Genomic DNA, 26,023 nt, shown 5'->3' with positions numbered 1-26,023 from the left:
GATACTCAAAGCCCATTGTGGCATCCCGAGCCCGCGAAAAGAAGCTGCGCCGCGGGGGAGGCGACCCAAATGGCTTTCTCATATCGTCTTGCCTGCCCGGGCTCATCCGGGGCGGCAATAACGCGAACCCCACAACAGCGAGGAGTCACCATGAAGACATTGCTCAACGAGTTCAAGGAATTCATCAATCGCGGCAACGTGATGGACATGGCCGTCGGCGTGATTATCGGCGGCGCATTCACCGCCATCGTGACCTCACTTACCGATAACATCATCAACCCGCTTATCTCCGTGATTGCCGGCGGTAGCGCTACCGAGATCTCGGGGCTGGTGGTGCCGGGCACTAATATCGACTTTGGCGCCTTTATCGGCTCGTGCATCAATTTTTTGATTGTGGCGGCAATCGTCTTTGCCATCGTCAAGGCATTCAACAAGGCGCAGGAGATCGGCGACAGGCTCGCCGGTGCCACCGCCGAGGAAGCCGCACCGGCGCCCGTCTGTCCGTATTGCCTGGAAGAGGTGCACGAAGGCGCGACCAAGTGTTGCCACTGCGGAAGCGAGCTGCCCCGAGCGTAGGTGCCTTAGAGCCGACAGCGAGCGACATCTACCACCTTGCAAAACAGCGCAGCGATCAAAAATGGCCCCACCCGGGGCCATTTTCGCTTACATGGAGCGTAGATACGCGCCCCCGCTCTTATGCCTCGCGCAGCCAGTCAAACGCAACACGCGGCGTGCCGTCCGACACATACACGACGCCGGCACGCTCAAACCCCGCTTTAATACTCGCGCCCTGCATGGGCAGGTTGTCCCGATGCGTATCGATACGCAGATGGTCGGCACGCTCTTTGGCAAAGGCGAACATCGCAGCCGCGATACCGTGCACGGTGCCGTCGGACGCCACACGGTGCAGCACGGCGTACGGAGTGTCGCTACGCCATTGCCCGTCCTCAATTACGTCATAGCACTCGTCCGGGCCCGGTAAAAAGGCAAACGTCGCCACCACGCGGCCGTCGACTTCGAACACATAGCTACCACCGGCGGCGATATCGGCAGCCAGCTGCTCGGCAGAAGGCGTGCCCTCGGGCCACTGCGTGGCGTTGCCATGCGCGCGCATAAAGGCACGGGCCGCGTCATAGATAGCCATGACGGCGGGAATGTCGGTATCGAGGGTTTTTCTGATCATCACGCGGCGACCTCACGTTTATTGGTATCACTTTGATTGAGCAATGATACCAGCGTTTGAAGAGGGGCGAGAAGCAGATGGGAAGCAAAAAGCGAGCCGCCTGGTCAAAGGCCAAAAGCGAGTTTTTGGGCGCTGCCACCGGTGGCGCTATGAGCGACCTGTTTGCGCGCGAGGACGAGCGCCGCGACGCCCTGAACGCCGAGCGCGATGAAGCCTGGCGCTACAAGTCGTGCGAGCGCAAAAACCGTTACGGCACACGCGCCGAGGCCGAGGCCGTTATGGCCGACTGCGAAAGCAGCGGGCGGCGTGGTTTGGCCTGCTACAAATGCGAATACTGCGGCGGCTGGCACCTGACGTCGCACCCTTGGAAATAGACCCCGCATCGGCACGACACTGACCGAGCGCCAACCATCGCACGCAAGCTACGGGCGCGGCGGCACCAAAACATCGTAACGAACGGCCTTGCCCGCAAGTTGATAGCTCGGCTTAACGCCAGCAAGCAGCGGCCCCTTCACCGGCCGCTTGATAACGACCTTGCGCGGGCGCACCGCAAGCGCAGCTTCGACCAGCGTCTCCTCATCGGCACACGGCTGTTCCAGATGATGCAAGAGTTGAAACTTCTTTTTAACCGCCGCGCTCTTTGTGCGCTCGGGAAACATGGGGTCCAGATACACCACGTCGGGAGCGGTGAGCTCGCCCTGCCCGATCAACTCAGTTATATGGTGAAGGCCGGCAATGCTGTCCTCGCCCGCATGTAAGCGCATGCGGGCCACGGCAGTCGCAAGCGCCGGATTATCTGCCGCGCGATCCAAGGCATCCTTGAGGAGCGCCGCGATCACGCAATCCTGCTCATACAGATCGACGGTAAAGCCCGCAGCCGCCAGCAGCAGCGAATCCTCGCCAAAGCCTGCCGTGGCATCAATCGCCCATGGGCACTCGACGCCTTTTGCGCGCGCAGCCTTTACCAACAGCTCTTGCTGCAGACGGCCCTGTTTGAGCCGTGGCAGCATGCGGACAAAATCGGCACGCAACTCCATCGTGCCGTCGGTGAGCGTGAGGCCCGCGGACTTCCCGATCAGCTCAAGCCCCGCGGCCCGAGCAACAGAAAAGGGATCGACGACGCCCATGGGTACTCCTTAACAAGCAAAATGAATACGTGAGCGCCGTTTATGCCAGCACCCAACCGTCCGCTATTGTCCCACATGCGACATGGCCCACAGCATCCCAATGCAAAGCACCGCCATCAATCCCGTGCACACGGCAGCGATCACAGAATCGCCCATGCGCCTTCCCAACGACCGCGGCTCATGCACTCGCCCCGCTCCGTACATCATGGCTCCTCCTTAAGAACAGCTCCTTGTTACGGTCTCATCATCGCAGCGCCGCACATGAGCTGCCATCGATTTGGCTTACGTCCAGCTTTCCTTTTTGAAAGGTCGAATTGGGCTGCGCGGGCTCAAAGCGCTTTCAGGCGCACGCATCGCTGCGTTGAACTACAATGTGCTTCACCATATGTGCAGCACATGGGCTACGCCAGATCGGCGTACTCATATCGAAAGGACCAGCCATGAGCTCCGCTCGCAAGACTCTCAAAATCCTTGCCCTCGTCTACTTTGTTTTGGGCATCGCCAGCCTCGTCATCGCCGGCATCGGTATCGCCAGGGGCAGCCTCGATTCCACGTACGGGTCGAACGCCATGCTCGCCGCGGTCGTGCTTGTCGTCAAGGGCATTGTCGATCTTTCCGCAGGTGTTGCGGGCATCAAGGGCGCCAACAAGCCCTCGCAGGTGGATAGCGCGTTTAAGCTCGGCATCGTTGCCTCAATCGCCACGATTGCGCAGGCCGTGCTCACGCTTCCCGCACTCGGCGGCAGCGCCGTCAATATCGGCGCCTTTGTCATCGTGGTCTACGACCTGTTCTTTGTTCAGCAGGCGCACGCCGTTAAGGCCGAGAACAAGGACCGCCTGTAGGCACTCGCTTCTCATAACCCCTGCAGCCAAGCAACTAACATGGGCCGATCGCGCAGTAACGCGGTCGGTCCTTTACATTTGCCCAGATAAAACCTGCCAAAATAAACCTGTCCCTTTTTGGCAGGTTGGTTAGCTGTGGCGGTACTCGGCAATGATGAAGTCGATGTCGGTTTTAAGGGTGTCCAGGTTTGCCAGGCGCTCTTTGTCGGTAGGGCGTGTGCGGTAGTAGTACGGCGTCATCTGGAACACCGCCTCGATGTCGGCCTGGGTCTGGAGCGTAATATTCGCGGACACCCGCTGTGTGCCGACCAGTTTAAGCTCCATCGTCTTCGGAAGCTTTTCGTCGTTGATGTACGGCGTGTCGTAGAGCACCTCCTTGAGCCCAAAGAGATGACGGGCACCCGGCACCACGGTGTAGAACGAACCCTCCGGCGCCAACACGCGGGCAAACTCGCGCTCGTTAAAGGGAGCAAAGAGCTCGGTCACCATATCGAAGGCACCATCGGCCACTGGGATGTCTTTCATGTTGGCCACAAAATAGGTCGCATCGCCGCGCTTGGCGGCCAGGCGTACCATTTCTTTGCCCAGGTCAAAGCCATAAGCGTCCACGCCCGGCACCGCGCCCATGGCGCTGGTGTAGTAACCCTCGCCGCAGCAAATATCGAGCAGCGTCATGGGGCCGCCTGTAGACGCAGCACGCCCAGAAACCCATTTGCGCACCAGCTCGACCATTGCATCGCGCAGCGGCGCATAGTAGCCACGGTTCAAAAAGTCACGACGGCTGCGTGCCTGCGACTTGGGATCGCCCATGGAGTCGCCGCTCTTGGACGAACGTAGCAGATATAGATAACCCTCGCGCGCACGGTCAAACCGGTGTCCGCCCGCGCATGCAGCACCGCGCTCGTCGTCCACCAACGGCTCATGGCAAACGGGACACAACAACATGGCAACTCCTTAGCGCGAACAACACAACGTACACCATTGTCGCACGCCTTCCCCACCTAGTCATTGGGGACGTTCTTGAATGACTAGTCGTTTAAGAACGCCCCCAATGACTAGGTGATTAGGAGTATCATCGTCTGCGCAAATAAGCACGAAATAGCACGTTAGAGATTGAGAGCGTATGGCTGATACCGCATCTAAGCACATCGACATGACCACCGGCTCACTGTGGCGCAATATCCCCCTGTTCGCCTTGCCCGTGGCCGCCACGAGCATCTTGGAGCAGCTGTCAAACCTCATCGCCACGGTCATTATCGGTAACTTCTCGGGCGACCAGGGAACCCTCGCCATGGCGGCAGTCGGCTCCAATGTTCCGCTTACCAGCCTTATGCTCAACCTGTTTATTGGCATGTCGCTTGGCTCCAACGTGGTCATCGCCAACGCTATCGGCCGCAACGATCAGAATATGGTCAAACGCGCCGTCCATACCTCGATTTTAATGGCGCTCGTGGGCTTTGTCGTCATCGCTCTGGGCGAGATCTTTGCCGAGCCCATGCTCGCCGCGCTCAACGTTCCCGCCGAGACCATGCCGCTCGCTTCGCTCTATCTACGCGTCTTTTTGCTCAGCATGCCCTCAATCTTGCTCTACAACTTTGAGTCCGCGATCTTCCGCTCCGTCGGCATCACCCGCATGCCGCTGCAAGCGCTTGCCGTGTCCACCGTCCTCAACATTGGCCTGGACCTCATCTTTGTCCCCGTACTCCACTGGGGCGTCGCGGGTGTCGCCATCGCCACCGTCATCGCCTACACCGTCAGCGCCGCTACACTCTTTATCCGCCTGCTCAAGACCGACTCCGTCGTCCGCGTCACCCCGCGCGACCTTGCTATCGACCCCGTCGCCCTCAAGCGCATCGTCAAGATCGGCCTGCCCGCCGGCATCCAAAGCGCCGTCTTTGCCGTCGCCAACATCATCATCCAGTCCGCCATCAACAGCCTGGGCACCGAGGTCATGGCGGCCTCGAGCGCCGCCATGAGCCTGGAGTACGTGTGCTACAACCTGCTCAACAGCTTTAGCCAGGCTTGCACCACCTTTGTGGGGCAAAACCACGGTGCCCGTCAGATCGACCGCTGCACCAAGACCCTTAAGGTCTGCCTGGTCGAAGGCGGTATCGTCGCGCTCACCACGATTATTGTTATTGTCGGCCTGGGGCGCGAGATCTTGTCGTTGTTCAACAGCGATCCCAACATCGTCTCAATCGGCTATATCCGCGTGTGCTCGATCTTCCCTGCGTACGCCTTTAGTATGTTCTACGAAAACATGTCCGGCTACCTGCGCGGCTTTGGCATCTCGCTCATGCCCGCCCTTATCACCATGATCTGCGTCTGCGGCATCCGCTTCTATTGGGTATTCTGCGTGTTCCCGCACTTCCGCACCTTTGCGAACATCATGATGGTCTACCCCATCAGCCTGGGCACCACGGCGTTCTTTATGGTCGTGGCGGTACTACTCTGCCACCCGGCACGCACCTATCGCGCCACCCAAGCCAAAGCGACAGCCTGCTAAACACCGCACTCAACGCCACGCCAGTCATTAATTGACAATATGCGAGCTCATATAGTCGATAAAGCGCCTCGTGGCGATAGGCATGGTGTCCCAGCTGCGCCAGGCCGCCACTACGTCGCGTGAGGGGGCGTGCACGATGGGACGTACGCGAATATCGGCACGCATGCCCTCAACGGTACGGCGATACAGCATACTCACGCCCAGGCCCTCCTCCACCATCGCCATGATGGTGTAGTCGTCGGTGACCTCGCTCGTCACGTGCGGCGACAGGCCATACACCGCGAATGCATCGAGCACGTCTCGAAGGCCCCGCCCCTCATACAGCCGCGGCATAAAGGCAACCGGTGCACCTTTACAATAGATGCCAACATAGCATTTGCCATAAAGGAGCTCCATGGACACCGCAACTCGTGACCGCAACATAGCAACTTGGTTGGACGATGCGCCGCAGCCGGTACGTGACACTACGAACCAGCTGCTCGAGCGCATCGCCCTTTTGCGTGCCGAGCAGACCATCTACCCGGCACAAGACGACATCCTCAATGCCCTCGCCTACACGCCGGCCGACCAGGTCAAAGTTGTCATCTTGGGCCAAGATCCTTATCACGGGCCCAACCAGGCCATGGGGTTATCGTTCTCGGTCCCCGCGACGCAAACCAAGCTGCCGCCAAGCCTGCGCAACATCTATAAGGAACTCAAAGCCGATCTGAGTTGTCCCATTCCCGCCACGGGAGATCTGACGCCATGGGCACAACAGGGCGTCCTGCTCCTCAACACTACGCTTACCGTGCGCGAGCATGCCGCGAACTCACACGCCAAGCTGGGCTGGAGTACGCTCACCGACTACGTTATCGAACGCTGCTGCCAGCTACCCCAACCGGTAGTCTTTTTGGCATGGGGCCGCTTTGCCCAGCAGATGGTTGAGGGCAAGCTCGCCGCAATCGACGCGGGCAAAACAACCGGCAAGTTCTGCCTTGCCTCCACGCACCCCTCGCCGCTTTCGGCCAACCGTGCCACGGCAGAACTCCCCGCTTTTATGGGGTCGCGACCCTTCTCGGCAGCCAATCGGCTACTCGAACAGCACGGCTCGACCCCCGTCAACTGGACTTGTCTCGGCTAAAAATCGATACATCAAAAATACGCCCGACGGCTTTCCATCGGGCGCGTTTCCTATTCGGGCCAAATAAATTGTGTGCGGCCGGCCTCGCCACCATCAATGAGCAGGCTCTGCCCGGTCATAAACCGGTTGGTCACGCCCACAAAGTAGATCCATTCGGCGATCTCTTGGGCGGTTGCCCAGCGTTTAAGCGGTGTAAGCTCCATAATCTGGTTCCACAGGTGTTCGTCTTCCATCACGCAACGGTTGAGCGGCGTGATAACTCCACCCGGGTCCACACTGTTGGCGATGGCCTGCGGTGCCAGGCGGTTTGCAAGGTTCTTGGTGTAGGCGATAACGCCGCCCTTGCTGGCAGCATAGGCGGGAAACTCCGATCCCGTATGCCCGCTCGCCGACCCCACATTGACCACGGATTTGATGGCGGGCGCCGGCTTGGCAGCAAGCCCCTCCCCCACAAAGGCGTAGCGCTCGGTCACGTTGATGGTGCCACACAGGTTGGCGGCGATATCGTCGACCGAATCCTGCGTACCGGCAACGTTCACGATTACCTGGGGTTCAAGATCGCCTGGAAACGAGTCAGGCTCGCGTACATCAACGACCAGATGGCGGTAGCGCTCGTGTTCGATCACCGCCGGCAGCAGATCAAAGCCCACGACCTCGTGGCCCTCGTCCAAAAAGCGCTGCACGCACGCGGCTCCGATACCGCCCGAAGCGCCCGTAATCAAAACCCGCATACTTGCTCCTTAGGCGGTTGCGTGGCGCTTGAGGTACTCGGCGCCCACATTCTCACGCTCCCAGCCGCGCACGACCTTATAGCCCACGGGGCTCAGGAAGACCTCGCACAGCAGCTCGGCAACAGCGCCGGTCAGCGAGCACATAAGGACCTGCACCCAGGTCCAACCAAAGAACGTATGACTCACTACAATGGCAAAGACCAGGTTGTCGATAAACTGGCCAACACCCGTGGACACATAGGAGCGGAAGGCGAAGCTCGCAAAGTTATTCTTTTTGAGCATACGGCCGAGCGACTGGTTGAGCGTGGAGTTAACCACGGCAGAAACGAACATTGCCAGCGAAGAGCCCAGCACCACGTACCAGGTGCCGCCGATGGTGGCGTTAAGGGCGGTGTTGACCTCGATCATGCCCGTGTCGTAGTAGGCGCCCCACATACCGGGTGTGAGCGAGCACACCCAAAAGCACAGGCTCACGGCAAGGTTGACCGCCAGTGCGAGGATAGAGATTTTGATGGATGCCTTGGCGCCAAAGCGCTTGCAGATCATGTCCTGGCACAAAAACGAGACCCAGCTCACCACAAAGCCGCAATCGAGTGCCAGATACGGCAGGCTGATGAGCTCTTTGTTGGCCAGCAGGTTCATCATGATGACGCTCACGAAAAACAGCGAAACCGTTGCCGCGGGAATGCTCCGCAACAGGACCTTGTAGTCCTCCATGACCTTCTTGATCATTATGTACTCCTTTGGTTTTAGGTTTAACGAGCAGGATATCGGACCCGAACTGCTCGGACGCCCCGGTCTTGAGGCGACGGTGGGCATGATAGCCGCTCATGCGGCATCAGGCAAGCAGGCAGCGCGGCAGCCCCGCAGGGCCACCGCGCCGATGCGTTAAAAGACTACGTTGCCAAACTCCGACAGGATAAGGTCGGGGTTGTGGTCGGTTGCCCAATCCACGTTCCACGGGCTCGTAAACAGCAACAGCTTGCCACCGCGCATGTCCTCGACGCGCAGCGTGTCGCGCGTGAGCGAAAGGCCCGGGATATCGATGGTGTCGGGGTCGTTCTGGATCCAGCGAATGTCCGTATAGGGCAGCGGCTGACGACGAACCTCAACACGGTACTCGGCCTTGAGGCGGCGCTCGAGCACCTCAAACTGTAGCACGCCGACCACGCCCACGATGACGCTCTCCATGCCGGCACCCAGCTCGCGGAAGATCTGGATGGCGCCCTCCTGGGCAAGCTCCTCCATGCCCTTGACGAACTGCTTGCGCTTGAGCGTGTCGACCTGCGTAATGCGAGCGAACATCTCGGGGGCAAACGTCGGGATCTGTGGGTACTGCACATGGCGCTTGCCGGAGCACACGGTGTCGCCGACGCTAAAGATACCCGGGTCGAACAGGCCCACGATATCGCCCGCGTACGCCTCGTCCACGATGGCGCGGTCGTCGGCCATCATCGACGTGCCCGTGGCAAGCTTAAGCTTGCGGTTGCCCTGCACGTGGAAGGCATCCATGCCGCGCTCGAACTTACCCGAGCAAATGCGCACAAAGGCGATGCGGTCGCGGTGGTTCTTGTCCATGTTGGCCTGGATCTTAAACACAAAGCCGCTAAAGTCGTCGCGGCAGGGATCGACCGGTTCACTGGTAAGCGTATCGGTATAGGCACGCGGCGTCGGGGCCAGACGCAGGAACTCCTTAAGGAAGGGTTCCACGCCAAAGTTGGTAAGCGCCGAGCCAAAGAACGCCGGGCTCAGCTTGCCGCAGGCCACGGCATCCAAGTCGAGCTCGTCGCCGGCGCCATCGAGCAGCTCGATGTCGTCCATCAGGTTCTTATGGTTCTCCTCGCCGATGAGCTCATCCATAGAAGAATCACCCAGCTCGGCCTCGACCTCGGCGACCTTCTTGGTGGCGTTGGCGTGACCGTCGCCCTCAAAGGCAATGACGCGACGGGTCTGACGATCGAACACGCCGCGGAAATTGCGGCCGCTGCCAATCGGCCAGTTCATGGGATACGTATTGATGCCCAGGACATTCTCGATCTCTTCCATGAGCTCAAACGGATCGCGAGCCTCGTGGTCGAGCTTGTTCACAAAGGTGAAGATGGGAATGTGGCGCAGCGTACAGACCTTAAAGAGCTTCTTGGTCTGGGCCTCGACGCCCTTGGCGCCGTCGATGACCATGACTGCGGCGTCAGCGGCCATAAGGGTACGGTAGGTATCCTCCGAAAAGTCCTGGTGACCGGGGGTATCGAGGATGTTGACGCAGGCGCCGTTGTAAGTGAACTGCAGCACCGAGGAGGTGACGGAAATGCCGCGCTCCTTCTCGATGTCCATCCAGTCCGAGACGGCATGCTTGGCCGAGCTCTTGCCCTTGACCGAGCCGGCGGTCTGGATGCTGCCGGTATAGAGCAGCAGCTTCTCGGTAAGCGTGGTCTTACCGGCATCCGGGTGGCTGATGATCGCGAATGTGCGGCGCGACGAGATTTCATCCGACAGGCTTGCCATGCGGATCCTTTCTTGCATTGAGTGCATTACGTCGTTGTAACCGCACTATTGTAGCCGCGAAATTCCGCTCTAGGGCGCCTATCAGGACAAATTCATCAGTTGGGGCCTGTGTAGCAGTCGATGACGGCACTCCGCAGCAGTTTGTCTCGATCTGTAACATCTAAACGGTTTTTGAACCTCTACCTGTTACAGATTTAGACAAACAGGTGGGCGTCCCAGAAAGATCTCGATCTGTAACATCTAGCAGCCAAAAACTTCTCCAGTTGTTACAGATTGAGACAACCAGGTGGGGCCCACCAGCAAAATCTCAATCTGTAACAGGTAGCCGTCCAAATAGGTTCCAGATGTTACAGATTGAGATGAATGAACGAGCGGACAATCCCTATTTACCTCTTGTGTAACTGTGCATAGTGTATATATACTGTGTTTACCGGTTATATACACGTGTAGCCCAACAGCTAAGGAGCCGCTGTGGACATCATCCTATCCAATTCGAGCGACAAGCCCATCTACGAGCAGATAACCTCGCAGGTCAAAGCTCAGATCTTATCGGGCACGCTCGCTGCGGGAGCCAAACTTCCCAGCATCCGTGCACTCGCGAGCGACCTGGGTGTGAGCGTCATCACCACCAAGCGCGCCTACGCCGACCTAGAGCAACTCGGGTTTATCTGCACCGTGCAGGGCAAGGGCTGTTTTGTCGCCGAGGGCAATCAGGAGCTCTTGCGCGAAAACCAGCTCTGCCATATCGAAGAGCTGCTTGCGAAAGCGGCGAGCCAAGCTGAAACCCTGGGCGTCACGCGCGACAAACTGCACGAAATGCTCGACCTGGTAGCCCCCGAAACCATGCAGTAGTCATCTGCAAGAAAGGCTATACCATGCAAAACTTGCTTGAACTCAAAGGCATCTCACGCGCTGTAAGCGACCGCTTTTCACTACGCGATGTCACGCTCGCCGTGGAGCCCGGCCAGATTGTTGGCTTTGTGGGCGCAAACGGCGCCGGCAAGACAACGACCATTCGCGCCGCGCTCGGGCTTATAAAGCTCGATGCCGGCGAGGTACACCTGTTTGGGCAGTGCTGTGGCGCCGACGCACCCGGTGAAGTGCAGCGCTGCTTGCGCACCCGTATCGGCCTCGTGCTGGACACGTGTCCTTTCCCTTCCACACTCAAGGTGACCGAAGTTGAGGCACTCGTAAGCCCGGCGTACCCCACCTGGAGCCACGACACCTTCGCCAGCCTCATCGACCGATTTGGCTTGGATCCCAAGGCGAAGGTCAAGGACCTCTCCCGCGGCATGGGCATGAAGCTGCAGCTTGCCTGTGCGCTCAGCCACAAGGCCAAGCTGCTCGTTTTGGACGAAGCCACCGCGGGTCTTGATCCCATGGCACGCGAGGAGCTGCTCGATGAGCTGCTTGCCTTTGTCGCCGACGGCCAGCGCAGCGTGCTGCTCTCGAGTCACATTACGTCCGACCTCGATCGCGCTGCCGACCGCATCATCTGCATCGATAACGGCTCGATTGTGTTTGACCTGCCACGCGAGGACATTACCGACCGCGCCGGCATCGCCCACTGTACCCAAGCGCAGGCCGCCGAGCTTATGGCTTGCGTCGAAGGCGCCCGTGCCGCCCACCACGCTTATAGCGTGGACGTGCTCGTGCCCAACCGTCGCGAAACGCTCGAGGCCTTCCCCGAGATTCCCTGCGATCGGGCAACCATTGACGATTATCTACGCCTCACGCTGAAAGGGGCTTCGAAATGAAACGCGCCTTTATGTCCGAGCTCGCCATCGTTCGCACGCTTGTCCCAAGCATAGCGGGCGTCGGCCTGTTCATATTCGTTGTGCTGACCCTCGCCAACACGTCAGGTGGCGACTCCGGCATGAGTGCCGGCGCCTGCGCGCTCAGCGCCATGTCACCCATCATGGTCATGAGCTCGCTGGCAGGCTTCGACAATCAAAACGGATGGGAGCGTTATCGGGCAACGCTGCCCCTCACGCGCAAAGACATTATTTGTGCCCGCTACCTGAGCATCGTTGTCTTCTCGGCCGTCATGACGTGCGCCGCCACGCTTTTGAGTATCGTCGCCATCCCGCTCTTCAACAGCGCGGGCATTCCTTCGACGGGACAGACGGTCTTTGAAATCGCAATCGCCTCGGCAGCATCGATGCTCATCTCCCTCATGATGGTGTTTTTGGCGCAGCCGCTGTTCTTTCGATTTGGACACATGGAGGCGCTGCGCCTATCCGTTGGCCTGTTTGCCCTGCTCGGATGCCTTGCCATGGCCACGTTGAGCTCATCCAACCCCATCAGCAACTGGCTTATGTCGATTGCCGGGGCGAATCCCAATCCCACCGTCCTTGGCTGTCTGTGTGCAGGAACTGCAGTACTGGCGCTCGCACTATGTGTAATCAGCTGCGCTGTCAGCACCAAGGTTTATCGAGTACGCGATCTGTAGCCACGCGTGTCTCAATCTACGAAGGACGCGATCGCCGCCCCTCCCCGCAAATCCGTGACAAACGGCATATCCCGGCACGCCCGTGACGTTTTACAATATAAACGTCACGGGCCTCGGCTCAGTCTCGATCATCCAAGGGGATGTCTTTTTGGTCATTGTTCTTTAGGGAACGGTCAATCGCATAGAACCACGAAAACGGCCGTCCAACGGCCGTGGTTTGTTGCGCCGTTCCGCCTCCGTCATCTGCCATTTTTGCACCTGATAGGAAAGAACAATGCAAACCCAGGAATCTCAATCCTTCCCAAAAGCAACTAGCTTCGGCGCGACACTCGTACGCTCTAAGATTATGGGCCCCAATCCCCTCAAGCTCTGCGAAGAGCTGCTTCGCGATGTGCATATCCCCTGCGGCGTCCGCATCTGCGACCTTGGATCGGGCACCGGTATCACCAGCGCCCTACTCGCCCGCGAATACGGGTTTGACACCCACGCTGTCGATCTGTGGAGCGACCCCGTCGAAAACCGTGCGTTCTTCGATTCGCTCGGTATCTCGCGCGACACGATTCACCCTGTTAAGGCAGACGCCTCGCAGGGGCTGCCGTTTGAGCACGACTATTTTGATGCGGTCGTAAGTATCGACTCGTACAACTACTACGGCCGTGACCCACACTATCTGGGTGAGCGCCTACTCCCCTACGTAAAGCAAGGCGGGATGCTCTACTTAAGCATCCCCGGCATGGTTCGCGACTGCCACGACAACCTGCCCGTTTGCCTGCTCAAATCCTGGACACCCGAGCAGCTCGACTATATGCACGACATAGCCTGGTGGCGCACCATGATCGAGCCGACCCCCGGCGTCGAGATTGTCTCGATGCAGCCTATGCTCTGCACGGACGAAGCATGGAAAGACTGGCTCGCCTGCGACAACGAGTACGCAGCAGGCGACCGCGCTGCCGTTGAAGCCGGTGCGCTCGAATACCTCAACACCATCGCCATTGTGCTGAGGAAGCTCTGAACATTAGCCGCGCGAGGCCGTAAACAAATGCCCTCGCGCGGCTTCTTCAAAACGAGTTCTGAACAAACGCAAAGCGCAATATGCTACTTGCGCAGCGGCTTGGGCAGCGGAATGCCGGCGGCGATGGCTGCGGCGATGATCATGCAGACGATGCCCTTGAGCGGGAAGCACATGAGCAGCAGGCCCACGACCATAACGGGTTGGCGCATGACGGCGCCCATCGTCGATGCCGTGCAGACGGCGACGCAAAAGACCGGATCGGCGCCGGTGAGAATGGCAAGGCCATAGCCCAGGCTTACGCCCGAGAAGATAACCGGGAAGAAGTGACCGCCACGCCAGCCCATATTGATGAGGGCGGGGGTCAGCATAGCCTTGACAAGACCGGTCGCGATAAGCACGCCGGCGGGAATGGTCAGATAGGTTTCCATGAGCACGTCGGCTTGCGTCTCGCCGGCAAACATGGTGTAGGGCAGGAGCGTGCCACAGATGGCGAGCGCCAGACCGGCCAGCATGGCCTTGACGACAGGACGCTCCCCTATTGCATGGGACAGCGCCTCGCTTGCATGCTCGGAGACAAAGTACAGCCAACCGCAAACGGTGCCGAGCAACGCCAGCGGAATGAGCCAGGCAAGCTCCAGGTTGCCCACCTCGGCGGACTCGAACCTGGGCATGCCCATGCCGCCGCCCACGAGCTGGCCAAGCAACAGGTAAGTGCCCAGACCGCCGGCAATCGCAATGCCATAGACCACGGTCTTTTGCGCCTTGGGCAGCTTGATGGTGATCTCGTCGGACGCGGACTCATCGTCGGCATCTTCGCCCTGGCCGTCGGCGCTACCGGCGAGCGGCGCCACAAAGCCAAAGACAGGCGCGGTAAAGAGCGCCGTCAGGGCAGCCTGGGTACCTAGCAGCGTGAGCTCCCTAAACTCGGCGCCAAAGCGACGCATGCGGTCGCCGACCCAGCTGCACAGGCCCGCGATAACGCCGGTCAGGCCGGCCTCCGGTCCAATACTTCCGCCAAACAGCAGCGGCAGCAATGCCGCAAGCGAAAGCTTGCCCAGATTGTCGTACGGGTAGCGCCCATCTTGCTTGACCTTAGCCATCACCTGATTGAGGTTATCGGTCTTGGTGTCTGTCATCTTTTCGTACAGACCGATTAACAGGCCGCCCAGCAGGCAGACAGAAAACGGGTACGGCAGAAAGCCAAACGGGCCGCTGGCGAGCTCGGGCGAAGCGACGCCCAGTGCGTGCGGAATCTCGGTCCATAGATAGTCGATGCCGTGCTCCATCACAAAGAAGAACAGCCAGACCGCGGCACCTGCGAACGCACCGGTCACGGCAACGCTAACTAAAAACAGCGCGCGGTTTGTAGGTTTAGCGAGCTTATCCATCGGGTCCTCCCGCGGTCAAAGTCGACATAGATACGTTTTATTGTAGAGCGAGTGTGGCCCAGACAAGCCAACCGTCTGCGCTGCAAACGGAGCCACCGGGGACCACAGCGGGACAGGCTCAAGGCTTATCCGTTGATAATTGATGCGATTTCGTACAGATCCTCGGCAAAGTAAATGCCTTGCTGGCGCCGTGGGCTTGATAAACCCTTATCAATCATGTGTCCGAGCAGCGCCTTGAGGTCGTTGTAGTAACCGTCCAGGTTATACAGGATGCACGGAGCACTCAGGTGCCCCAACGACACCGCGGACATAACCTCGGCAATCTCCTCGAGCGTGCCCGTCCCACCGGGAAAGGCAACGAACGCATCGCCGAGCTCGATCATCTTTGCCTTACGCTCCGCCATATCGCTCGTCACGATGAGGTCGTCGATACCGTCATGCTGAAACTCGGCCTCGATAAAAAAGCTCGGCTCCACACCCGTCACGTGCCCGCCGGCATTAAGCACGCTATCGGCGAGCGCGCCCATCAGGCCCGATTTGGATCCGCCGTACACGAGCGCGTGCCCGTTGGCGCCAATCCAGTTGCCCAGCTCCTGCACCGCAGGCAGAAACGCCGGGTCATTGCCGATACTGGCACCCAGATACACGGTGATATTCAAATTCAGTCCCCCTCATGGTGACGCGCGGCGCCCGTTTTAGCGCTGGCGCCGGCGATATTCGCGCACGCGGCGCGACAGATCGGCGAGCTCGTCACGATCGAGCTCTTCCAAATGCTCAAGATCATCCATAAAGCGCGCCATAGTGTCCTTTTGATGCATCTTGATGAGCATATTGCAGTAGCTCACCGCCACGCCCGTGAGCATGGCAATGTAAAAAATGCTGATAACGCTCAGGACGACCGTGATGACACGGGCGACCGGCGTTTCGGCCGGAATGTCGCCAAAGCCGATCGTCGATACGGTCTCAAAGCTAAACCAAAGGCCATCGCCAAACGTAAGAGTTGTTGGCTCAGAGAGCCAAACAGCCATTGAACACAGAAGATAAAAGACGAGAAAAAGGCCCGTGATGCGCACGAAACCGGCTTGACGCAACACATCGGCCAGCGTCCTCAGCTTTTTCATCGAGACCCCCTTTTTTTCAGGACAAGCAATCGCTTTTGGTCGGTATTGTCCCACGCCTCTCCCGCAAACGGAACCAGCCATCGAGAATGCCCCTAGACGACGAGTTGTGAGGGACAATCCTTCCACAACAAAAAGTGCGTTTCAATCTGCGACAAATAGGATGTTCCCGTCGGCCTCGCAGCCTGAACTAGTATCTTGATATAGACATACCACCCACCGCCGTGCACGCAACACGCGGAAAGAAAGGAAACCCACGATGTTTAGACCTCTTCGTAGAAAGAAGCGTGCTATCACCGATCAAGAGGCACGAGAGCTGCTTGTTAATTGCAAACGCGGCATTTTTGCCGTCAACGGAGACGACGGCTATCCTTACGCCATTCCCGTTAACTACTACTTTGACCCCGAGCACGACAAAATTTACTTTCATGGAGCCAAGGCGGGGCATAAGGTCGACGCACTCAAACGCAGCGACAAAGTCTGCTTTACCGTCTATGGCAACGATTGGTACAAAGACGACGACTGGGCACCCTATGTTCAGAGCACTGTGGTTTTTGGCCGTTGCCGCCTCGTGAACGATGACCCGGCGTTTGTCGAAGACAAAGTCCGACAGTTTGCCCTCAAGTACTATCCTTCTGCCGAAGAGGTCGAAGAGGAGATCAAGCAAAGTATCAGGGGCGTCCAGCTGTATGAAATTACGGTTGAACACCTTTGCGGCAAGCAAATTCAAGAAAAGTAGCAAACGTGGAAAACGCGCTCGCAACCCTCTGCGCCCTATGCGCCCACGCACATTGACGACACGGGCGCAAGCTGCAGTACCCGAATCGTGCGACCCCTATACCCCAAAAACGTAACGGTCTAGGCGGTCGCACGCTTCCCTTACGCGCGAAAGCGGCAGCGCCAGATTCACGCGAATGTGGCAGGGGCCATGGAACGGACGTCCATCCTGATACCCCACGCCCACGCGTGCCCCCTCGTCGAGCAACCACTGAATATCACGGCCATGCTCGCGGCACCACTCGGTGCAGTCCAGAAACACCATGTACGTGCCCTGCGGACGCGAATAGGACACGCCCTCAAAATGCTCGTCCACGTAATCGCAGAAGTACTCGATATTGTCGGCAAGCACCTGGTTGAGTTCGTCCACCCACTCGTAGCCCTGCGGTTGGTAGGCACCGATAAGCGCATGCATCGAAAGGACATTCATCTCGTTGTAATGGGTCTTGTTAGACACAGCGCACATGCGGTCGCGCAGCGTCTCGTTGTAGACAATGTGGTAGCTGCCGACCAGACCCGCCAGGTTAAACGTCTTGCTCGGCGCATAGAGGGCAACCGTGCGCATGCGGGCATCCTCGCTCACCGACTGCGTCGGGATGTGCTTGTGTCCCGGCAGAATGATATCGGACCAAATCTCGTCCGAGATCACCACGCAATCGTGCTCGCGATAAATGTCCATGGCGCGCTCGATCTCGTCGCGCTCCCATACGCGGCCGCAGGGATTGTGCGGCGAGCAGAACACTGCGGCATGGATGTGGTTTTGGGCGAGTTTGCGCTCCATGTCCTCAAAGTCCATGCGCCACACGCTCTGGTCGTCGAGCTGAAGCGGGCTGTGGACAATGCGATAGCCCGCGGCCTCGATGGACTTGGTGAAGCCGATGTAGGTGGGGCTGTGGACCAACACCGCATCGCCCGGCTGGACATACGCGCGCAGCGTCGACACGACACCGCCCAGCACGCCGTTTTCGTAGCCGATATGCTCAGGCGCCAGGCCCTCGACGCCATTACGGCGGCTCTGCCATTCGATGATGCGGTCGAAGTACTCGGAACGCGGATTGAAGTAACCAAACATGGGGTGCTGGACGCGCTGAATGATGTGCTCCTGGACTGTAGGCACCGTGGCGAAGTTCATGTCCGCCACCCACATGGGAATGCGGTCGAAGCCCTCGTCGGGTGCGTTCGGAGCCATACCGGGGATCTCACCCCAAGAGTCAACGGCGATGGAGTCCATGCCGTGGCGGTCGATGATTGAAGTGAAGTCGTATTTCATGCTGAGCCCCCGTGCAGAGCGGAATGATTCGGTAGGCGTTATTGTCCACCAGCGTAGGCGATTTTGGGATGGGGTTTGGCGCTTAATTTGATGGGTGCGGACGAATGGCTGGCTAGTCTCGCGCGTCGTTGATGGCGGTTACCGTCAACCTGGCCCCGTCAACCGTAAACGATATGTCGAGTCCGGCGTAAGCCAAGTGGTAAACGCGGTTTGGCTCGTGCTTGCTGCCCGCGCGGCGCGGATCTTGGCGAAGAACCTCGACCAGGCCGGGGAGCTTTGCGGGCGGGACCATGTCTTGAAGCGCTTGCGGGAACTCAACATCGACCTCTTGCCACGGAGCACCCTCAATCCAGCCGCCGGTCGCATCCGGGTGGCAGTCCGCAAACGGGATGTAGGGCTTAATGTCGTAGATGGGCGTGCCGTCACGCAGGTCGGCCCCCAGTACATGGATGATGGGGCCGTCGTCGGTGCGCTCAACGCGTCTGAGCTTGACGCAGGTAAGACCGATGGGATTGGGGCGAAACGGACTCCGCGTGGCAAACACGCCCACACGTTCGGCTCCGCCCAGACGCGGCGGGCGCACAGTCTTCGACCACTTGACGTTGGTGCCGGACCTGTCCTGCGTCTTGGCATCGGCAGCTATATCCTTAGCCGTGCCGCCGGGCGTTCCGTTTTCGAAGCGCCACAGCAGCCATAGGTGAGAGAAGGAGTCCAGGCCCTCAACTGCTGCGTTGGAGGCAAATTCCGGCTCAAAGACGATGCGTCCCTGCAGGTGGGGCGCCAAAAAGCTGTTGCGCGGAATGCCGAACTTCTGCGGCAGGTCGGTATGTATGTGTGCGATAGGTTCCATGCCGGTCATTGTACGGCATGGAGGTGTGGGGTGCAGCGCGCAATTCTTCGCCGTGGTCTCCCGTCGTGCAACCAACGGTTGCTTGGAAGGGCGCCGGCCGCCGCGTATGCTTAAGCCATCAACCAGCAGAAAGGAGTCGCTATGGCCTTTGCAGAAAAGCTCATTGCCATTCGCCGCGCCCATCACCTTACCCAAGAGCAGCTCGCCGCCAAGCTCTTCGTCACACGCCAAGCCGTCAGCCGTTGGGAACGCGGCGAAGTCACCCCGGGCATCGACATGATGAAGCTCATTGCCGCCGTAACCGGAGAACCGCTGTCCCACCTGCTCGAAATGCCCGAGCACTATTGCCAGAGCTGCGGCATGATACTCACACCCGACGACTGCGGCACCGATGCTGCGGGCGCCACGACCGACCATTACTGCAAGTGGTGCTACGACCACGGCAAGTACACCTACGACACCACCATGGAGGCGATGATCGAGGATTGTGCCCCGCGGCTGGCGCAAAACACCGGCATGTCGCTCGACGAAGCCGTCTCGCTCATGGGCGCCGTCCTGCCGCAACTGGAGCGCTGGCGCTCCGTGCAAGAAAACGAGGAGCGCTACGGCGCCGAGGCGCGGGCGCGCTATGGCGACGAGGCGATCGACGCAGCAAACGAAGCACTGCTGGACATGGACCCCGAGACATGGAACGACATGAAGGAACTTGAACGCGCTATTCTGGACCAGCTTTCGATTGCCATGGGCGACGGCGATGCGGATGGAAGCGAGGCCCGTAAACTTGTCGCGATGCACCGTCGATGGATTGGCCTTAACTGGGGGCACAAGCCCCAAGACGAAGCATACCTGGGCCTCGCCCACGGCTATCTTGCTGACCAGCGCTTTATCGACTACTACGACAAGCCCTGCGGCACCGGAGCCACGGCGTTTCTGGTACAGGCCATCGAGTCGTCGTCAGCTCATGCATAGACCGCGGCGGCTTTGGGTATTTCAATCAAAACCTCAACCGATTGGAGACCTATGGCTACTAAACATGAGCTCACGCTGTACGTTATGACCGGCTGCCCGTATTGCATGAAGGTCAGGCGTTTCCTTGCCGATAACGGTGTGACCATCCCTGAGCGCAACATCTCGACCGACCCCGATGCCGAGCAGACGCTCATCGCCGTCGGCGGAAAACGCCAGGTTCCCTGTCTGTTCATCGACGGCAAACCACTCTACGAATCGAGCGACATCATCGCATGGGTACAGGAGAACCTGCTCTAGCGTGCGAGTACTCATTGGGGACGTTCTTAAATGACTAGCCGTTAAAGAACGTCCCCAATGACTAGCTAACCGTGGAAGCGGGCTATGGGCGCAAGTGGCTGCTCGCGAAAGACGCGCTCGACGGCGGCACGGTATTCGTCGACCTTTTTAGTCTTGCGTACGAGTTTGTGAACGGTAGCAGGATCGGCGAAGGCGCATTTAGCGTAGAACCACCACTCCTTCATGCGAAAGACCGCGTTGCCGCCAATCTCTTCTGCATATGCCGCAAACAGCGTGTCGTGGAAGCGCTGCAGTTCGGCTGCCGTGGCAGCAGGGCCGCCCTTGACCATGCGAGCCAGCGCGGGGTTCGCAAGCAAGCCACGCCCCAGCATCACATGGCGTGTACCGGGATAGGCCTCCACCAGCGCCTCCATGTCCTCAAGATCAAAAATATCGCCGTTGTATGCCACCGGAAACGGTGCCCGCTCCAACGTCTCGCCATAAAACCCTTTGCGCGGCGAGCCCGTATAGCGATCCTTCTGTACGCGCGGATGCACGATCAACTCTGCCAGCGGCATGCGACAGTACAGGTCGAGCACGCGCTCGTATTCGTCGTCGCTCTCCAGCCCCAGCCTGGTTTTTACCGACACCGGCAAGGGCGATCGCTCGCACACGTCGCTCAAGAACACCTCGAGCTCATCGAGGTTGCATAAGAAGCCCGATCCTTTACCCTTGGCAACAACCGTACCCGAGGGGCAGCCAAGGTTGAGATTAACCTCGCGGTAGCCCATGTCGGCGAGCACGCGCGCCGCCCACACAAACTCATCCGCGTTCTTGGACATGAGCTGGGGCACCACGTTAAGCCCTTGGTTGTTAGCCGGATCGATTTCCTTAAACGCCTTGCCGCCAAAGCGGTTGCCCACCCGCGGCGGCGGCAAAAACGGCGTGTAATAGCAGTCGAGCGCACCGAAGCACTCCGCATGCACGCGACGGAACACATGCCCGGTAATCCCCTCCATGGGGGCCAACGATAGAATCATCAACATCTACTCTCAAATCAATGCGGCAAAGGGACTGCCCCTTTGTCACATGCATTATGCCTTGTCCTTGAGGCGGCCCACAAGGCGGAGGCGGTTGCTTGACATCAACCAGCCCTCCGACCATCCCTGTGCAACGAAGGTGAATGGCGCCCACAAACAGCAAGCAGGGCCGCCCCACAGCAGCTCCCTCACTCGCCACTTTTTCCTTGTCCAAAAGAGGACGTTCGCGATCAATCGATCACCAACAGCACGCTGTTGACCGCCATGTCTGAACAACAGACACCCTCCGCTCATCTATACTCAAGAGTGTGTGCGCATCGCCCCCGAAAAACGATGAGAGTCGAGGCCCCATGCAGCCGCTCACCGAACAAGAAAAGAAACACATCCAGCGGTACTGCACATACCCCAAGATCGCAGCGACTGCACTCGTCATGTCGTTCGTAGCATGCCTGTTGATGTTGCCGCTCCAAATGATCAACGATATCGCGTTCCACCAAAAGGAATTCCAACCCGCGGGTATATATACCGCCATTGCACTCACCGCAATCGAACTCATCATCTTTTGCTATTGCGCTCTTGCGCCGCGCTTTGGAATGCAGGGCAAACAGTGGAAGGAGCTGCAGAGCAGGCTTGCGATAGCCCAAACCAACAAAGACCGCTCCGCGGAGGTCGCCGGCGTGCTCGCCGCGCAAGATGCCTTGGAGCCCGTGTGCAAACGCGTCGCGGCAGACGACCCATACGAGTCGTATCACGACTACGGCTACCGCATTATCGGCTATCTGCGTGATAATGACCTCGGCGCTCAAGCGGCCTATGTCTACCTTTCTTTCGATGCAGATGGCATGCTCACGGACGTCGATTACACCAGTCAGATCGACCCCGAGGCAAGCCTTGCAAACAACCTCGCCTGCAGCGAGCAGGATATCGCGACACTCTGCGCCCCGCTCAACGGGTTGGACATTTCCGTTGCCACACCGGGCCTCCTCACGCCATGCAGCCTGTCGGATAAATTTAAACAGGCATTTTTAGCCGGATCCCTATATAAAGAAATCAGCATCAAGACGGAGGACGAATCTATCAAGTCGTACTACACCTTTGACACCGAGCCCAAAGAAGAGTTCGACAAGTACACCCATCCGGAAATTAGCCTCATGCTCTCCGCAAAGGAGGACTAGCAACTTACGCTCTAATTGACGCTCGCAAACGCCGTCTATATCTCAAGGTCTAATACTTTTCCCGAGAAGTGAACGGCTGTATTTGAACCCCCGAAGCATCGACATTTTTAGACGCCAAACCCGCAGGATTTGGCTGGCAAAACCGCAGGAAACCGCCTTCAATAAGTGTCGATGCTTCGGGGGTCCATTTTGACTCGTTCACTTCTCGGGAAAAGTATTAGACCTCGATTTGCATGTCACTCAATGTGACAAAGGGACAGTCCCTTTGTCACATTATTCGGAGCGCAGGGCTTCCACGGGGTCTTTCTTGGATGCACTGCGGGCCGGCAGCAGGCCGGCAACGACCGTCAGCAGCACCGAAATTGCAATGAGCGCCAGCGCATCCTGCACGGGCAAGCTCATCAGATTGGGTACCTGTTTGGCAGCAAGCGCCCAGGCATTAACCGGAAAACTCACGAGCACCACAACGACAATGGCAAAGACACCGGCGATGAGGCCCTCGATAAAGGTCTCGGCATTGAATACGTTGGCCACGTTGCGCTTCGACGCGCCGATCGCGCGCAGGATGCCAATCTCCTTTTTGCGCTCCAGCACGCTGATGTAGGTGATGATGCCGATCATGATGGAGCTCACGACCAGGCTGATGCTCACGAACGCGATGAGCACCAAGCTGATGGTATTCACGATATCAGTCACCGAGCCCATGATGATGCCCATGTAGTCGGTGTACGAGATTGCCTGCTCGTCGTGGCCGGCGGCTTTGACCTGCTTGTTGTACGCATCGATATGGTCGAGTACGCGCTCCTTGGCCTCAAAGTCGCGCGGGAAAATCTTGACCGAGATGGGATCCGCTTCATCCGCGTAGCCCAACGTGGTCAGATTGTTGTCGTAGGTGAGCTTCGACGCCTTGGCATAGCTCATCATGAGCGAGCTCAGGTCCTCGGCGTCCATGTTGAAGTGGATGGCACGAGCAAAGGCGCTCGCATCCACGCGCATGGCGCTCGCCAGGTTGGCAAAACTCGAAGACATCTGCGTCACCATCTGGTCCATGAGCCCTGCCGCGCCGGCCTTAAGCTGGGTCGACACGGTCGTTGCCACCTGCTCGCCGATCGCCTTCATCACCTGATCCATAGCCTGCTGCAGATACGGAGCCAACTGATTTTGGACATAGTCGGTCATCGCCTGTTGCAGGCGCTCGACCAGGGCATCGCCGCCGAGCGCCTTGAGCTGCGCCAGGCACTGCTGCGCCACAACATCGTTCTCGAGATACGCCGAGAATGCGGCAGCAAGCTTTGACGCGTCTTTGAGATCTTCGGGTGACAGCGCCCTAAACTGATCAGACTGCAAAAAGCCCTCAAATAGTTGGTTGGCAAGCGTTCCCACCTGTTGCATTTGCTCGGGCGTGAGCTCCAGACCGTCAAAGATGCCCGAGAAATCGGGGGTCGGCGCTTTGGCCATGATGTCGCTTAAGTCGATGTCTTTGCCAACGCCCGAAAGGTCAATATCCAGGCCCGACAAATCGATGCCCGAAAGATCCATGCCACCGGCAGCACCCGAGAGGGCAGATGCATCGAACGAGAACGCGCTCTTGAGCGCCGCCTCGTCCACACTGAACATACTGCCCAGATCCACGCCTTGCTTGGCCTCGCCTTGCAGTTCGTCGAAAGTTTTGCCCGTAAAGACATCCGTCTCGGGGTGGGCAAGTTGCTCTTGCACGATCTGCGAATTGGCGGCGCGCTCCATAAGCTGGCGAGTCAACGCATGCGTATAGGCAATGCCCGGAGACAACGCGCTCGCATTGGCCGTCTCGTTAGGTCGCACCACGCCCACAATGTGCACGTCAATACCGTCGGCAACCTTGGCCGTCATAAAGTCGGCGTCGCCGGACATGTCAGTCCACATGCCGGTCTCTTCATTTTTGCGATAAGCATCGGCCGGCGACAACACCTTAAACGTCGTGGACAGCGCATCGTCGTAAGTAAAGTCGGCGCCGCTCTCAGGCGTCTCAATCTTACCGTCGGCGGCCATGGCACTGTTCACCAGGTCGTTGAGTTCATCGATATCCAGCGCACCGATGCTGTAAAGCGTATAGTCGCCCACCGTTCCACGGCTCGAAAGCACCATTACGGCTTCGTGAGCAGACGTAGGCCAATGGCCGGCGACGACATCGTACTGGCTGTCGAGCAAACTCTGGTCGTCGATCATCTCGTTAAAGACCGAGGTCCCCATGGAGTCCATGCTCACCGTTGCCGCCGAGCTCGCACCACCGCTCATGGCCTCGGTCATAGCGTTGGGCACCAGCCGGACAGGCTTCTCATCGCCCTTGCCGGCACGATAGACAACCGGCGTCACGCCGTAACCGTACTGGATGGCGTTGACCTCTTTATCGATACCGTCGCCGCCGGCATCGAGCCATGCCTTAAAGCTCGTCATGTCGTTGGACTTAACACTTGCAAACATATCCTTTACGGCCGTGACCACAGGGATCTTATCGGTTCCCTGAGCCTTGCCGTCGGCACCGTCGTCGGACGAACCCTCGTTCTTGGACATATCGTCATCCGTGGCCCCCTGTTCGCCCATCATCGACGACAGGTCGTAATCCTGCTTGGAAATGGTAAGCGGGTAGCTCGAAAGCGTATCCTCCTCGACCTTTTTGATGTAGCCGTTTACGCCATTGGACAGCGCCAAAATCGCCGCGATGCCAATAATGCCAATCGAGCCCGCAAAGGCCGTCATGGCCGTACGGCCCTTCTTGGTCATAAGGTTTCGGGCAGAAAGCCCCAGCGCCGTCACAAAGCTCATCGAGGTTTTGCGCGTAGGCTTGGCCTCGCGGCGCGTGGCGTCAGCGACATCGAAAGGATCAGAATCGTCGGTAATCTTGCCGTCCGCCAGGTTGACGATGCGCGTGGCGTACTCGTACGCCAGATCGGGATTATGCGTGACCATGATAACCAGACGGTCGCGCGCGACGTCCTTGAGCAAGTCCATGACCTGCACGGACGTTGTGGAATCCAAAGCGCCGGTCGGCTCGTCTGCCAACACAATCTCGGGATCATTAATCAGGGCGCGGGCGATGGCCACGCGCTGCATCTGTCCACCCGAAAGCTGACTCGGGCGCTTGTTCACGTGCTCGCTCAGACCAACGGCCTCGAGCGCCTTGCGCGCACGTTGGCGGCGCTCGGCGTGCCCCACGCCCGTGAGCGCAAGCGCCAGCTCCACGTTTTCCAAAATGGTCTGATGTGGAATGAGGTTATAGCTTTGGAACACAAAGCCGATGCGGTTGTTGCGATAGGCATCCCAATCGCGATCGTGAAAGTCCTTGGTCGAAATACCGTCGATCAGCAGGTCACCCGAGTCAAAGTGGTCGAGTCCGCCGATAACGTTGAGCATCGTGGTCTTACCCGAACCCGAGGGCCCCAGAATGGCCACAAACTCGTTATCCCGAAAAGACAGGCTCACGCTGTCGAGCGCCACCTGCGTAAACGACTGCGTAACGTACCTTTTGCAAATTCCTTTGAGCTCCAGCATGGACGGCAACCTCTCCTGCGCAGGCACCTTGCCCGCTCTCCCCCGCCGTTCGTATTCGACGCGTTTGTCCTACTCTATCCCCATTTTTTACCGGCGCCAGTGAGGAATGTAACAAACCGCACCAAAAAACGAACGGGACGGCACGCCGCGTGGCGCA

Annotated in this window: 27 protein-coding genes; 13 read left to right on the top strand and 14 right to left on the bottom strand. The window is 58.7% G+C overall.

The genetic code is table 11. From position 1 onward, the window contains the following. Window positions 1-150 precede the first annotated feature (150 nt). Window positions 151-576, top strand: a complete 426-nt coding sequence (gene mscL / locus ACTNDJ_RS07650) for a large conductance mechanosensitive channel protein MscL (protein ID WP_154517006.1) — start codon at window positions 151-153, stop codon at window positions 574-576. Between the two features lie 118 nt (window positions 577-694). Here mscL and ACTNDJ_RS07645 read toward each other — a convergent pair whose 3' ends face one another. After that, window positions 695-1,183 carry an N-acetyltransferase gene (locus ACTNDJ_RS07645; protein ID WP_154517003.1) on the bottom strand — a complete coding sequence of 163 codons (489 nt, stop codon included), beginning with the start codon at window positions 1,181-1,183 and terminating at the stop codon, window positions 695-697. A 77-nt stretch (window positions 1,184-1,260) separates the two neighbouring features. On the opposite strand from ACTNDJ_RS07645, the gene ACTNDJ_RS07640 reads away from it, so the two are divergent. Beyond that, entirely contained in the window at window positions 1,261-1,557 is a 297-nt protein-coding gene (locus ACTNDJ_RS07640) for a hypothetical protein (RefSeq protein WP_441063986.1), read from the top strand. A 48-nt stretch (window positions 1,558-1,605) separates the two neighbouring features. Here ACTNDJ_RS07640 and ACTNDJ_RS07635 read toward each other — a convergent pair whose 3' ends face one another. Next, window positions 1,606-2,310 (bottom strand): class I SAM-dependent methyltransferase, encoded by a 705-nt coding sequence (locus tag ACTNDJ_RS07635; RefSeq protein WP_427794261.1) that lies wholly within the window; start codon window positions 2,308-2,310, stop codon window positions 1,606-1,608. A gap of 440 nt (window positions 2,311-2,750) precedes the next feature. Between ACTNDJ_RS07635 and ACTNDJ_RS07630 the strand changes: the two genes are divergently transcribed. Then, window positions 2,751-3,152, top strand: coding sequence for a hypothetical protein (locus tag ACTNDJ_RS07630; protein ID WP_441063990.1), 402 nt, complete (start codon window positions 2,751-2,753; stop codon window positions 3,150-3,152). Window positions 3,153-3,281: 129 nt separating this feature from the next. Here ACTNDJ_RS07630 and ACTNDJ_RS07625 read toward each other — a convergent pair whose 3' ends face one another. Beyond that, window positions 3,282-4,097 (bottom strand): putative RNA methyltransferase, encoded by an 816-nt coding sequence (locus ACTNDJ_RS07625; RefSeq protein ID WP_441056312.1) that lies wholly within the window; start codon window positions 4,095-4,097, stop codon window positions 3,282-3,284. A gap of 178 nt (window positions 4,098-4,275) precedes the next feature. On the opposite strand from ACTNDJ_RS07625, the gene ACTNDJ_RS07620 reads away from it, so the two are divergent. Next, the gene (locus ACTNDJ_RS07620; RefSeq protein ID WP_441056313.1) at window positions 4,276-5,658 is read left to right on the top strand and encodes an MATE family efflux transporter; all 1,383 of its coding nucleotides are present in this window, start codon (window positions 4,276-4,278) and stop codon (window positions 5,656-5,658) included. A gap of 27 nt (window positions 5,659-5,685) precedes the next feature. Here ACTNDJ_RS07620 and ACTNDJ_RS07615 read toward each other — a convergent pair whose 3' ends face one another. Continuing rightward, entirely contained in the window at window positions 5,686-5,991 is a 306-nt protein-coding gene (locus ACTNDJ_RS07615; protein WP_441056314.1) for a LysR family transcriptional regulator substrate-binding protein, read from the bottom strand. 61 nt (window positions 5,992-6,052) lie between these two features. Here ACTNDJ_RS07615 and ACTNDJ_RS07610 point away from each other — a divergent pair, with 61 nt between their 5' ends. Beyond that, complete coding sequence (locus ACTNDJ_RS07610; RefSeq protein WP_154516983.1) at window positions 6,053-6,778, top strand: uracil-DNA glycosylase; 726 nt, start codon at window positions 6,053-6,055, stop codon at window positions 6,776-6,778. 50 nt (window positions 6,779-6,828) lie between these two features. Here the strand turns inward: ACTNDJ_RS07610 and ACTNDJ_RS07605 are convergent, their stop codons facing one another. The 3 genes from ACTNDJ_RS07605 to ACTNDJ_RS07595 all read right to left on the bottom strand — a co-directional run bounded on the left by ACTNDJ_RS07605 (window position 6,829) and on the right by ACTNDJ_RS07595 (window position 10,011). After that, a complete protein-coding gene (locus tag ACTNDJ_RS07605; protein ID WP_441063998.1) occupies window positions 6,829-7,509 on the bottom strand; it encodes an SDR family NAD(P)-dependent oxidoreductase in 681 nt (226 codons plus the stop codon). A gap of 9 nt (window positions 7,510-7,518) precedes the next feature. Beyond that, the gene (locus tag ACTNDJ_RS07600; protein ID WP_441064000.1) at window positions 7,519-8,241 is read right to left on the bottom strand and encodes a VUT family protein; all 723 of its coding nucleotides are present in this window, start codon (window positions 8,239-8,241) and stop codon (window positions 7,519-7,521) included. 156 nt (window positions 8,242-8,397) lie between these two features. Beyond that, window positions 8,398-10,011: a peptide chain release factor 3 gene (locus ACTNDJ_RS07595; RefSeq protein WP_427719358.1), complete on the bottom strand. Its 1,614-nt coding sequence runs from the start codon at window positions 10,009-10,011 to the stop codon at window positions 8,398-8,400. Between the two features lie 471 nt (window positions 10,012-10,482). On the opposite strand from ACTNDJ_RS07595, the gene ACTNDJ_RS07590 reads away from it, so the two are divergent. From ACTNDJ_RS07590 to ACTNDJ_RS07575, 4 genes are all read left to right on the top strand, one after another. Continuing rightward, entirely contained in the window at window positions 10,483-10,863 is a 381-nt protein-coding gene (locus ACTNDJ_RS07590) for a GntR family transcriptional regulator (protein ID WP_117820855.1), read from the top strand. Window positions 10,864-10,886: 23 nt separating this feature from the next. Further along, a complete protein-coding gene (locus ACTNDJ_RS07585; RefSeq protein ID WP_441064003.1) occupies window positions 10,887-11,768 on the top strand; it encodes an ABC transporter ATP-binding protein in 882 nt (293 codons plus the stop codon). Then, the gene (locus ACTNDJ_RS07580) at window positions 11,765-12,463 is read left to right on the top strand and encodes an ABC-2 transporter permease (protein ID WP_441064005.1); all 699 of its coding nucleotides are present in this window, start codon (window positions 11,765-11,767) and stop codon (window positions 12,461-12,463) included. Before ACTNDJ_RS07585 ends, ACTNDJ_RS07580 begins: the two co-directional genes overlap by 4 nt. 274 nt (window positions 12,464-12,737) lie before the next feature. Then, on the top strand, window positions 12,738-13,475 hold the full coding sequence (locus ACTNDJ_RS07575) for an SAM-dependent methyltransferase (protein ID WP_441064007.1): 738 nt from the start codon (window positions 12,738-12,740) through the stop codon (window positions 13,473-13,475). A gap of 83 nt (window positions 13,476-13,558) precedes the next feature. On the opposite strand, the gene ACTNDJ_RS07570 is transcribed toward ACTNDJ_RS07575, so the two are convergent. The 3 genes from ACTNDJ_RS07570 to ACTNDJ_RS07560 all read right to left on the bottom strand — a co-directional run bounded on the left by ACTNDJ_RS07570 (window position 13,559) and on the right by ACTNDJ_RS07560 (window position 15,984). After that, a complete protein-coding gene (locus ACTNDJ_RS07570) occupies window positions 13,559-14,863 on the bottom strand; it encodes a chloride channel protein (RefSeq protein WP_441064009.1) in 1,305 nt (434 codons plus the stop codon). Between the two features lie 125 nt (window positions 14,864-14,988). Beyond that, the gene (locus ACTNDJ_RS07565; RefSeq protein ID WP_441064011.1) at window positions 14,989-15,522 is read right to left on the bottom strand and encodes a TIGR00730 family Rossman fold protein; all 534 of its coding nucleotides are present in this window, start codon (window positions 15,520-15,522) and stop codon (window positions 14,989-14,991) included. Window positions 15,523-15,558: 36 nt separating this feature from the next. Next, window positions 15,559-15,984, bottom strand: a complete 426-nt coding sequence (locus ACTNDJ_RS07560) for a potassium channel family protein (protein WP_154516963.1) — start codon at window positions 15,982-15,984, stop codon at window positions 15,559-15,561. 256 nt (window positions 15,985-16,240) lie between these two features. Here ACTNDJ_RS07560 and ACTNDJ_RS07555 point away from each other — a divergent pair, with 256 nt between their 5' ends. After that, window positions 16,241-16,720, top strand: coding sequence for a pyridoxamine 5'-phosphate oxidase family protein (locus tag ACTNDJ_RS07555; protein ID WP_154516961.1), 480 nt, complete (start codon window positions 16,241-16,243; stop codon window positions 16,718-16,720). 96 nt (window positions 16,721-16,816) lie between these two features. Here the strand turns inward: ACTNDJ_RS07555 and ACTNDJ_RS07550 are convergent, their stop codons facing one another. Both ACTNDJ_RS07550 and tsaA read right to left on the bottom strand, forming a co-directional pair. Continuing rightward, complete coding sequence (locus ACTNDJ_RS07550; RefSeq protein WP_441064013.1) at window positions 16,817-18,028, bottom strand: MalY/PatB family protein; 1,212 nt, start codon at window positions 18,026-18,028, stop codon at window positions 16,817-16,819. A gap of 112 nt (window positions 18,029-18,140) precedes the next feature. Beyond that, a complete protein-coding gene (gene tsaA, locus ACTNDJ_RS07545) occupies window positions 18,141-18,878 on the bottom strand; it encodes a tRNA (N6-threonylcarbamoyladenosine(37)-N6)-methyltransferase TrmO (RefSeq protein ID WP_441064015.1) in 738 nt (245 codons plus the stop codon). A gap of 141 nt (window positions 18,879-19,019) precedes the next feature. On the opposite strand from tsaA, the gene ACTNDJ_RS07540 reads away from it, so the two are divergent. Both ACTNDJ_RS07540 and ACTNDJ_RS07535 read left to right on the top strand, forming a co-directional pair. Continuing rightward, window positions 19,020-19,847, top strand: coding sequence for a TipAS antibiotic-recognition domain-containing protein (locus tag ACTNDJ_RS07540; RefSeq protein WP_441064017.1), 828 nt, complete (start codon window positions 19,020-19,022; stop codon window positions 19,845-19,847). A 51-nt stretch (window positions 19,848-19,898) separates the two neighbouring features. Then, entirely contained in the window at window positions 19,899-20,144 is a 246-nt protein-coding gene (locus tag ACTNDJ_RS07535; RefSeq protein WP_427794969.1) for a glutaredoxin family protein, read from the top strand. A gap of 65 nt (window positions 20,145-20,209) precedes the next feature. Here ACTNDJ_RS07535 and ACTNDJ_RS07530 read toward each other — a convergent pair whose 3' ends face one another. After that, complete coding sequence (locus ACTNDJ_RS07530) at window positions 20,210-21,163, bottom strand: tRNA dihydrouridine synthase (protein WP_441064019.1); 954 nt, start codon at window positions 21,161-21,163, stop codon at window positions 20,210-20,212. A 350-nt stretch (window positions 21,164-21,513) separates the two neighbouring features. Here ACTNDJ_RS07530 and ACTNDJ_RS07525 point away from each other — a divergent pair, with 350 nt between their 5' ends. Then, window positions 21,514-22,338: a hypothetical protein gene (locus ACTNDJ_RS07525; RefSeq protein ID WP_441064021.1), complete on the top strand. Its 825-nt coding sequence runs from the start codon at window positions 21,514-21,516 to the stop codon at window positions 22,336-22,338. A gap of 273 nt (window positions 22,339-22,611) precedes the next feature. Here ACTNDJ_RS07525 and ACTNDJ_RS07520 read toward each other — a convergent pair whose 3' ends face one another. Next, window positions 22,612-25,866, bottom strand: coding sequence for an ABC transporter ATP-binding protein/permease (locus tag ACTNDJ_RS07520; protein ID WP_441083506.1), 3,255 nt, complete (start codon window positions 25,864-25,866; stop codon window positions 22,612-22,614). Window positions 25,867-26,023 lie beyond the last annotated feature (157 nt).

It is taken from the genome of Collinsella sp. HCP3S3_D1, from assembly GCF_052064015.1.
GTDB lineage: Bacteria > Actinomycetota > Coriobacteriia > Coriobacteriales > Coriobacteriaceae > Collinsella.
Note: the sequence above shows the minus strand (reverse complement) of the source record. Positions and strands in the feature narration are given on the sequence as shown.